This window comes from Bacillus sp. JJ722, assembly GCF_036963345.1.
Classification (GTDB): Bacteria; Bacillota; Bacilli; order Bacillales; family DSM-1321; genus Bacillus_AD.
This window is the reverse complement of the sequence record NZ_JBALMO010000095.1, coordinates 19,032-20,458: the sequence shown is the minus strand read 5'-3', so window position 1 is coordinate 20,458 and position 1,427 is coordinate 19,032. Positions and strand designations below refer to the sequence as shown.

1 protein-coding gene is annotated in these 1,427 nt (G+C 40.2%); it reads right to left on the bottom strand.

Annotation, left to right across the window (positions count from 1 at the left end; all coding sequences use genetic code 11):
- Nucleotides 1-116: 116 nt before the first annotated feature.
- Nucleotides 117-1,289: a glycosyltransferase family 4 protein gene (locus V7014_RS12985; RefSeq protein ID WP_335507766.1), complete on the bottom strand. Its 1,173-nt coding sequence runs from the start codon at nucleotides 1,287-1,289 to the stop codon at nucleotides 117-119.
- Between the last annotated feature and the right edge of the window lie 138 nt (nucleotides 1,290-1,427).

Genomic DNA, 1,427 nt, shown 5'->3' with positions numbered 1-1,427 from the left:
TATCTCAGTCGGAGGGCTCCAGTTCATACGGAGCTAAACGGGGCGCTTTCGCCTTTCATATAAAAATAGGGTCCTATGCAAAAAGCACATAAGACCCTACATGGTACATGAGTGAATTATTGATTTAATGCACTTTCGTATATCTCAAAATATTTCTTTGCAGCAGCAATGTGAGAATAGTCTTCTTCGATTTTGGCACGAGCTTTAGCCGCCATTTCGATTCCTGCTTCAGGATCACGAAGTAATGTAATGATTGCATCTGCAAGTTCATCTACATTTTTCTCTTCAACTAGTAAGCCATCCACACCGCTATCAACGATTTCTTTCAGACCGCCAACTGCGCAAGCAATTAGTGGTGAGCCAGAACCCATTGCCTCAAGTGCAGAAATGGAAGTAGCTTCTTCTACACCTGCAGAGTGAACACTTGGTACAAGTGCTACGTCGCTAAGATCATAATAATCACGAACGACTGAGTGAGCAACAGCGCCAAGTAATGTTACGTTTTGATCCATACCTTCGCGAGCAACGATTTCTTTAATTTCATTTAAAGCTTCGCCGCTTCCTGCATAAATTAAGTGTGCATTAGGGAATTCTTTTAACACTTTTGGAAGAGCAAGTGCTGGATAAATGACCCCATTTTTCTTTGTAAGTCGACGAGGGCAGAATAGTACATCTGCATCCACATCAATTTCATATTTCTCGCGTAATTCATTCTTCTTATCTTTGTTTGGCTTGAATGAATGGATATCGATAAAGTTGCGAATGGCTGTTGCTTCAACACCCGAAACTTCTTTTACATAGTCTTTCAAGCGAGTGTCAACAGTTATAACTTTACGAGCGCCATTGTATGCTTGGATTTCGATATCTTGCATGAAGCGTGCTTCTTCACTGCCTTCATCCATTGAGCCTTTTGAAATACTTTCGAATGCCATATATCCATGAACGGTAGCAACAGTTGGAATACCGCTTTCAAGTGCCGCTAATGTTGTGAATGGATCTTGAGCATGAATTAAATCATAGTTCTTATGTTTATTTTGATCGAATAGGGCACGTAGGAAGCGTTGGCGCATTTTGTGACTCCAAACAATTCCTTTCCCTTTCTTGAATTTATTTAGAATATAGCTTGGTCCTTGCGCAAGAATTTTGCGAGAAACCGGAGAAACATCTGAGAAAGATAATACATCTACCTCATGTCCAAGTGATTCTAAACCAGCCTTTAATGTATCAACATGAACGGATAAACCACCAGCATGCGGATAGTCATACGCAGTTGCAATAAGAATCTTCATTACGTCTCCTCCAACATTTACTTTACGATTATTTCATCTTCTGTTGTAAGCATTATTTTTTGTCTAGGTAGTTTCTTAGTTGTCTATTCGTTGCCCAGATAGTAGGCAACGGTCGCTTGCGCTTTTCTTATTGTCTAG